Origin of the sequence: Mesorhizobium sp. M7A.F.Ca.CA.001.10.2.1, from assembly GCF_003998575.1 — a bacterium.
Lineage (GTDB): Bacteria > Pseudomonadota > Alphaproteobacteria > Rhizobiales > Rhizobiaceae > Mesorhizobium.
In genome coordinates, this window is the sequence record NZ_RZQY01000269.1 from 1 (window position 1) to 7631 (window position 7631).

At 65.0% G+C, this 7631-nt stretch carries 9 protein-coding genes; 4 read left to right on the plus strand and 5 right to left on the minus strand.

Translation table 11 applies throughout. The annotated features are described in order from the left end of the window. The 3 genes from EN964_RS18075 to EN964_RS18085 all read right to left on the minus strand — a co-directional run. Positions 1-548: aldo/keto reductase (locus EN964_RS18075; protein ID WP_206528728.1), on the minus strand; the 548-nt coding region annotated here is incomplete at its 3' end. A gap of 163 nt (positions 549-711) precedes the next feature. Then, positions 712-1344 (minus strand): PQQ-binding-like beta-propeller repeat protein, encoded by a 633-nt coding sequence (locus EN964_RS18080; RefSeq protein WP_127267443.1) that lies wholly within the window; start codon positions 1342-1344, stop codon positions 712-714. Between the two features lie 36 nt (positions 1345-1380). Further along, the gene (locus tag EN964_RS18085) at positions 1381-2601 is read right to left on the minus strand and encodes a helix-turn-helix domain-containing protein (protein ID WP_127267444.1); all 1221 of its coding nucleotides are present in this window, start codon (positions 2599-2601) and stop codon (positions 1381-1383) included. Positions 2602-2907: 306 nt separating this feature from the next. Between EN964_RS18085 and EN964_RS18090 the strand changes: the two genes are divergently transcribed. The 3 genes from EN964_RS18090 to EN964_RS18100 all read left to right on the plus strand — a co-directional run bounded on the left by EN964_RS18090 (position 2908) and on the right by EN964_RS18100 (position 5049). Then, positions 2908-3660: a thioredoxin family protein gene (locus EN964_RS18090; RefSeq protein ID WP_127267445.1), complete on the plus strand. Its 753-nt coding sequence runs from the start codon at positions 2908-2910 to the stop codon at positions 3658-3660. Between the two features lie 83 nt (positions 3661-3743). Then, positions 3744-4004: a hypothetical protein gene (locus tag EN964_RS18095; protein ID WP_127267446.1), complete on the plus strand. Its 261-nt coding sequence runs from the start codon at positions 3744-3746 to the stop codon at positions 4002-4004. Positions 4005-4044: 40 nt separating this feature from the next. After that, positions 4045-5049, plus strand: coding sequence for an NAD(P)-dependent alcohol dehydrogenase (locus EN964_RS18100; RefSeq protein WP_127267447.1), 1005 nt, complete (start codon positions 4045-4047; stop codon positions 5047-5049). A 63-nt stretch (positions 5050-5112) separates the two neighbouring features. On the opposite strand, the gene EN964_RS18105 is transcribed toward EN964_RS18100, so the two are convergent. After that, a complete protein-coding gene (locus EN964_RS18105) occupies positions 5113-6111 on the minus strand; it encodes a bestrophin family protein (protein ID WP_127267448.1) in 999 nt (332 codons plus the stop codon). Positions 6112-6167: 56 nt separating this feature from the next. Continuing rightward, positions 6168-6788 carry a TetR/AcrR family transcriptional regulator gene (locus EN964_RS18110; protein WP_127267449.1) on the minus strand — a complete coding sequence of 207 codons (621 nt, stop codon included), beginning with the start codon at positions 6786-6788 and terminating at the stop codon, positions 6168-6170. Positions 6789-7078: 290 nt separating this feature from the next. Between EN964_RS18110 and EN964_RS18115 the strand changes: the two genes are divergently transcribed. Further along, the gene (locus tag EN964_RS18115) at positions 7079-7576 is read left to right on the plus strand and encodes a (2Fe-2S)-binding protein (protein WP_127267450.1); all 498 of its coding nucleotides are present in this window, start codon (positions 7079-7081) and stop codon (positions 7574-7576) included. Positions 7577-7631: the final 55 nt, after the last annotated feature.

Here is a 7631-nt window from a genome sequence, read left to right on the forward strand (position 1 = left end):
ATACGGATGTCGTGCTTGGCGTGAAAGTCCCTGACACCGCGCTGCTGGAACTGGGGATGCAACTCGATCTGGTTGACGACGGGCGTCACGCCGGTTTCCGCGATGATCCGCTCCAGATGGTCCTGGTTGAAGTTCGAAACGCCGATGGACTTGATGCGGCCGGCCTGCCGGAGTTCGACCAGCGTCTTCCAGGCCTCGACATATTTGTCCTGGCTGGGCACAGGCCAGTGGATCAGGAACAGGTCGATCTGCTCAATGCCGAGCTTGGCCATGGTGTCATCGAAGGCGCGTAGCGCCGCATCGCGCTGGTGTGCGCCGTTGCGCAGTTTCGAGGTGATGAACAGCTCAGCCCGCGACACGCCGGCGCTGCGGATCGCCTCTCCGACCCCTTCCTCGTTCTGGTAGCCTTCGGCGGTGTCGATCAGACGATAGCCGGCCTCGATGCCCCAACTCACCACCTCGGCGGTAATATCCTGGTCGACCTGCCACACGCCAAGGCCGAGCTGGGGAATGGCGGAGCCGTCGTTCAATGCAATCTGTTCGGGCATGATGGGCTGTCCAGGCATGGGGGGATCCTTTGCAAAGCGGGTCCGGGCGGTCTGCCCGGTGCACAGCCTATCTAGGTCCGACAGGATGCGACGACCAGCCGACAGCGGACAAATTGCCGTGTGAAGTGCGCCTGCAAGTGTGACTTCGGCGTCGGCCGCATCCTCACCGCGGCCGGCGCACCGCCCTCACCACCCCGGCGGATGTGCTGCCGCAATAGAGGCGGTCGCCGCCATCGGATTCCAGCCCCGACACGCCCATGCCGGCCGGCATGTCGAGCTTCTCGAGAACCTTGCCTGATCGCGGGTCGACGCGGCGCAGGTCGCTCTGGTCGCCTTCCCAGGTGGCGTGCCACAGCTCGCCCTCGACCCATGTCACCCCGGTGACGAAACGGTTGGATTCGATGGTGCGCAGGATCGCCCCTGTCTCCGGGTCGATCTGGTGGATCTTGCGTTCGCGATATTGCCCCACCCAGAGCGTCCCTTCGGCCCAGGTCAGCCCGGAATCGCCGCCGCCGCCCGGCGCCGGAATGGTCGCCAGCACCTGGCCGGTATCAGGGTCGATCTTCTGTATCAGGTCGTCGGCAAGCTGGAAGAAGTGCTGGCCGTCCCAGGCGGTGCCGGCATGCGCCGCGACGTCGATCGAGCGCAGCGCTTGGCCGTTTTCCGGGTCGAAGGCGTTCAGCTTCTCGCCCGAGGCGAACCAGACATTGTTGCCGTCAAAACTCACCCCATGCACCCTCTCCACATCTGGAAAGGGTCCGTATTCGCGCAGAATTTCGGCCGCTGACTGTTTCATGTCCTTGTCCTCACTGAGATGGTCTGATGTCCCCTACTAACCACTCGGCAGCGGCGCCGGGAGTAACAAGGTGGTCGTGAATCCCGCCACCGGCGGCGTCATCCAGCGGCGCGCCCGGCCGTGACCGAAAAACTGCACCTTGCCGGCCTCGCCAAGCTGCTCCAGCGCCCGTTGCACACTGCGTTGGCCGGTGCCAAGCGCCAGCGCCAACGCCGAACTCGCCCAGGATTCACCATCGGCAAGGAAAGCCAGCACCGCCGCGTGCCGCTCCTCGATCGGCCGCGCCAGCACCAGCACCTCGCGTGCCTGGCGCGGCGCCAGCGCGAAGCCCTGGCTGGTCGCGCCGATGTCGGCCAGGCCGCGCAATTCGGTGCGCAGCCGGCCGATCTCGACCCGCAGCCGTGCCCGGTGCGATTCATCGGCGTGCCTGCCGCCGAAGGCTTGCGCGATCAGCCTCGCCCTCGACACATCGCCTGGCCACGCTTCGGCGAGCGTACGGGCCAGCGCAAACAGCACCGGGCGCGTTGCCAGCGAGACCGTTTTCTCCTGTTGGCGCACGACATAGCGAAAGCTATCGACCAGCAATGCCGGCGACGCTTGCAACGCCTCGACGTCCTCAAGCAGCAACGAGCGCTGCTCGCCAGCCGCGATCAGCCGCGCCGCCGGTGTGTCCAGCGCCAGGAATGCGCGATCGACTTCAGCGATGAGCCCCGCAATGCCGGCCTGGCGGGCGGCGTGGCGTGCCCACTCCAACGCCCTGCGCGCCCGCTTCGTCTTGAGGCGCCGCATCGCGATGCCGGCGACGGCCAGCTCGTGGGCGGCGCGCGAGGCCGGCGGAAGCGGCATCGGATCGAGCCCGCCCAGCACGTCTTCGGCCTCGTCGAGACGGCCGATCAATAGCAGGCGGCGCACCTTGAGGTGGCCGGCATGCGCTGCGTTCAGCCGGTCGCCATGCTTTTCCAGCGTCGCCCGCGCCGCATCCAAAGCCTTGGCCGGCCAGCCGAGATCGCGTGAGACCAGCGCGATCTCGGCCTCGGCAACGACGCATCTCGCACGCGCAACCGCCTCTTTCGGGCCGAAGCCACGCGCGGCCCGCCGCAGCAGCGCCTTGGCGCGATCAAGATCGCCAAGTTGCGCCATGGCGATGCCGCGCAGCGCCAGCGCCGGCGGATCCTCGCGCAGGGCGACGCGATCCAGCGCGCCGAGCGGATCGCCTCCGGCCAGCGCCAGCGCCGCGGCGGTGATCAGCGAATCCATTCAAATCCCGTCACACTTGTAACTCCCACCCTTGTGCGTCGCCGCCCTAACTTAAATCCGTACCATGAACCGGCAAGCCGCATCGGCCAACTCTATCGGCAACGTGCGGCACGCCAAGGGAGAACCGACAATGCCAACCGACACTCCTCTCCATGACGCGGCCGAAGGCACCGTGAGGATGCGCCACCCCTGCTGCGACGGGCCGGCTCCTGCAAATCCCGTCACACTTGTAACTCCCACCCCCGCGCTTCACCGCCCTATTCTGGCTGACAGCAAGCGACAACAGACTGGCAAAGGAGACGACCAATGACCAAGCACATCGCAATGAAGACCCCGCCGATCGTTTCGAGGCAGGACTGGGAAGCCGCCCGCGAACAGATGCTGGTGAAGGAAAAGGCAACGCTGCGGGCCAAGGACGCATTGGCCGCCGAGCGCCGGCGCATGCCGTGGATGGAAGTCGACAAGGCCTATGTGTTCGAGGGGCCGAACGGCAGAGCGAGCCTGCTCGATCTGTTCGAAGGCCGCCGCCAGCTGATCGTCTACCGCGCCTTTTTCGAGCCCGGCGTGCATGGCTGGCCCGATCATGCCTGCCGCGGCTGTTCGCTGGGCGCCGACCAGGTCGGCCACCTCGCCCATCTCAACGCCCGCAACACCACTCTTGCCTACGCTTCGCGTGCCCCGCAAGCCGACATTGCGCGGCTGAAGCAGCGGATGGGCTGGCAGATGCCCTGGTACACAATCACGGACAGTTTCGACAAGGACTTCGGGGTCGACGAATGGCACGGCCACAACGTCTTCATCCATGACGGCGACCGCATCTTCCGCACCTATCTCATCAACAGCCGCGGCGACGAGGCGATGGGCACCGTCTGGAGCTATCTCGACGCGACGCCGCTCGGCCGCCAGGAAATTTGGGAGGATTCGCCCGAAGGCTATCCGCAGACCCCGCTCTATTCCTGGTGGAACTGGCACGACAATTACGACGCCGGGGCCGACAAGAAATGGGAAGAAGTGTCTGCTGCCGGCGAGGCTGCATTCCGCGACAAGGGCGAGCAGTAACGGTTGTTCAGTCTGGGTTCCTCTCCCCACTCCGTGGAGAGAGGAACCTGTCGTGGCTGGCATGATCATCAAGGATTAAGGCGATGAGCGATATCCATACCGGTGCCGGCAGCACGATCCCGGAAGCCGCAACCCTCGGGCTGGCCGACTGGCTTTGCCTTGCCGCGGCACCGACTTTCGCCGTGATGGCGCTGCTCACCTGCATCTTCAGCGGCGATGCGGCCATGCAGTGCATGGGCATCGACGCCTCGCCCCTCACGGGCATGGCCGCGATGTATCTGCTGATGAGCGCCTTTCATCTGGCGCCCTGGCTGCGGGTGATCTCAGGCCGGCAGGCCCGCTAGACCATTCCAATTCCAGACACCCCACACATCGGAGAAGACAATGAGACTGGTCAGGCTGAGAGCGCCGGGCGGCTTGGGCAATCTCGACCTGGTCGAGGAAGATCCGCCCCAGCCAGGGCCGGGCGAGGTTCTGGTCAGGATCCGGGCCTGCGCGTTGAACATGCGCGACGACTTTGCCGTGCAAGGCAAGATGCCTCTCGCCGACGGCCGCGTTCCGCTCTCCGACGGCGCCGGCGAAGTGATTGCCCTCGGCGACGGTGTCGATGCACTCAAGCCCGGAGACAGAGTCGTCAGCGTCTTCTATCCCTGGTGGCTGGGCGGTGACATGACGCCCTGCACCCGGCGCGATATTCCGGGAGACAGTTTCGACGGCTTCGCCAGCGAGTATGTCTGCATGCCGGCGCACGCTTTCACCAAGGCACCGGCAGGCTATACGCATGTCGAGGCGGCGTCGCTCACCTGCACGGGCGTTACTGCCTGGCGCGGCCTGGTTGTGTGCGGCAAGGTGAAGCCGGGCGACGCGGTGCTGGTCCTCGGTTCGGGCAGCGTATCGCTGTTCGCGCTGCAATTCGCCAAAGCCGCCGGCGCCCGGGTCATCGCCACCTCATCCGACGAGCAGAAGCTGGAAAGGCTCACGCGCCTCGGAGCCGACGCCGTCATCAACTACAAGTCCGTCCCGGACTGGGGTCGCAAGGCCAGGGATCTGACGGGCGGACGCGGTGTCGATCACGTGATCGAGGTCGGCGGACCCGCCACGCTGGCGCAGTCGATTATCGCCTGCCGCACGGGCGGTCACATCGCGCTGGTCGGCGTCCTGACCGGTTTTGCGGCGGAAGTGTCTATCCCTGCCCTGTTTTCCAACCAGATCCGCATCAGCGGCATTTCCATCGGCAGCCGGGCCGACCAGGAGGATATGATCCGGGCGATAGAGACTATCAGGCTGAAGCCCGTCATAGACCGCCATTTTCCGCTGCAGGACATCGCCACCGCCTTCGCGCATTACGAAACCCAAAAGCATTTCGGCAAGGTCTGCCTCGACGTTTGAGCGGCCTCCGCCAGCAGCACGATGAAGAGGACCGTCGGGTCCGCGCCTTCGTCGTGATCCTGCCTAGGTCGCGATGTCGTTGACCGGCATCAGGGGCTTGGGAAGATCGGCCTCGCCGAGCCCGCTGCGCAACTCGATCTCGATGTCGCGGCAAATCTGCGAGATCGGGACGTCGTTGGCGTTGCCCTCGAACGGGTTGGCGCTGCTTTCGCCGACCTGGTCGAGGGACATGTAAGCCCAGCCCAGCAGCGTGCTGAACGGGATCGTCAGCCAGATCGCGATCGACCCGAGCGCCCCACCCAATTTGCCCATATCGGCAAAGACGGGAACGACCCCGAACGGCAACAGCGTGCAGAAGATCATCACGAACATCGAACTGACGATGGCGTATTGCCGGGGATAGGGATTGTTCTTGATGCGATCGCAGCGCGCCTGCTGGTCATGGAAGTCGCGGATCAGCTTGGTCAGTTCGCCATAGATCTGAGGAGGGAGCTTTGTGTCCTTGAACAGCGCATTGACCTGGACAGATTGCAGTTCGAGCAGGGCTATCGCCGGCTGGGGCGATTTCAGGACGTCCTCGGCCTGTTCGGCGAGCAGCGGACGGAATTCGTCGGCGATCGAGCTCGCATCCTCATGGATGCGGTAGCGCCGCCGGTATTCGATATTGGCGGCCCGCGCCATGGATTCCCATGGCATCGGCCGGCGCAGGGAAAAACGCAATGCCGTCATCCAGGCGATGTGGCGATAGATGAGCTGTCTGGCCGTCGGCGCGTCAAGGAAATCCCTGCAGAAATTGGACCACAACCGGCTGCTGGCCGTAATTTGCGTAAAAGCCTGCAGCGCGTCGCTGCTGCGGGTGAACACCTGCGAATTCTTGAACCCGGCAACGAGTGACACGGTGGTGCCAAGCACCAGCACCACCGACCATGGCACCGAAAACCCGGCGATGCCTGGAAGACGGTAAGCCGCCACGGCCAGTCCACTCACCACCACCATGTAGATGACGCTGCGCCGCGACCACAGCGCGAAGTCCACTATTTTGTAGGAGCGGCCTACATACATCGGGTCCCCTCAATTTATCGACAGGTGTGGTTTTGCACGGGCGGAATCTCGTCGCCTCATTGTGCCTTTGCAGCCCCGAACCGCAACCCGTCCATCAACAGCTTGACCAGCCGGCGCGAGCGGTCGCGCCATTCGGGGGTGTCGGGCGCTGAGTAGATGCCGCCCAGCGCGTGCAGCACGTCGGAAGCGTCGACGTCGCCGCGGATGGTGCCGTCGGCCACCGCCGCCTCGACCAGCTGCCGCAAGGCTTGCGACACCCGGCCGAACGTGTCGGAAAACAGCGTCGAATTGGTGGTGAGCACAATGCGCAGGCTGGTCGCCAGGCCGCGCTTGGTGGCGATGTAGTCGACGAAGCGCTGCATCCACTGTTCCAGCGCGACATCGGACGGATGTTTCTGGGCAAGCTCGCCGGCGGCCGCGCAGAGCGCCTCCACCTCCCGGCGATAGACCACCTCGACCAGATGCTCGCGCGTCGGGAAATGCCGGTAGAGCGTGCCGATGCCGACGCCGGCGCGGCGCGCGATCTCCTCCAGCGAGCCATCGATGCCGCGCTCGGCAAAGACCGACACCGCCACCTCGACCAGCCGGTCGCGGTTGCGCCGCGCATCGGCGCGCAGCGGCTTCGCGTCTACGGCCTCGGCCTTCTGTTCTGTAATGGCGGACGGCTCGCTGGCCAATTTTTTCTCCACATCGTGTCAGGGGGCTTGAACCCGGCCGGTTCAGCCACCACGTATTAAACGGAGGCGCCTCCGTTTTAGTGGAGCACCTTTATCATATAATCAGGGGAACCGGTATGTCACGTCTTTCGAACACGCAAGCCGACATCTCCCCTGCCCGCCTGCCTCGCGGGAGATCCGCTGCCATCTCCGCTTTCGCCGTCAAGACCTGACCGAACGGTTACCTTGCCCTTCCGCGGCAAGGCACCAGTTCAATCCCATCCGCGTCAAGCAACTGGAGCCAGACGCCCATGACCAGCCTTCCCATCACCCTCACCATCAACGGCCACCGACACGAACTGGAGGTCGATCCACGCGTAACCCTGCTCGACCTGCTGCGCGAGCGGCTTGATCTCACCGGCACCAAGAAGGGCTGCGACCGCGGCCAGTGCGGCGCCTGCACGGTGCTGGTCGACGGCAAGCGCATCAACTCATGCCTGGCGCTAGCGGTCAGCCATGACGGCGCCCAAGTCTTGACCATCGAAGGCGTCGCCCACGGCGAGGAACTGCATCCGGTGCAGGCCGCCTTCATCGCCCATGACGGCTTGCAGTGCGGGTTCTGCACACCCGGCCAGATCATGAGCACGCTCGGCCTGATCGCCGAGGCACAGGCCGGCGACGATCCCGAACGCATCCGTGAGGGGCTGAGCGGCAACATATGCCGATGCGCGGCCTATGGCGGCATCGTCGAGGCCGTCCTGGAAGCCCAGCAACAGCTTGTCAAAGCCGACCGGAGGACCGCGGCATGAGAGATTTCGATTACATCAGGCCAGCCACCATCCCCGACGCCATCGCCGCGGCAGC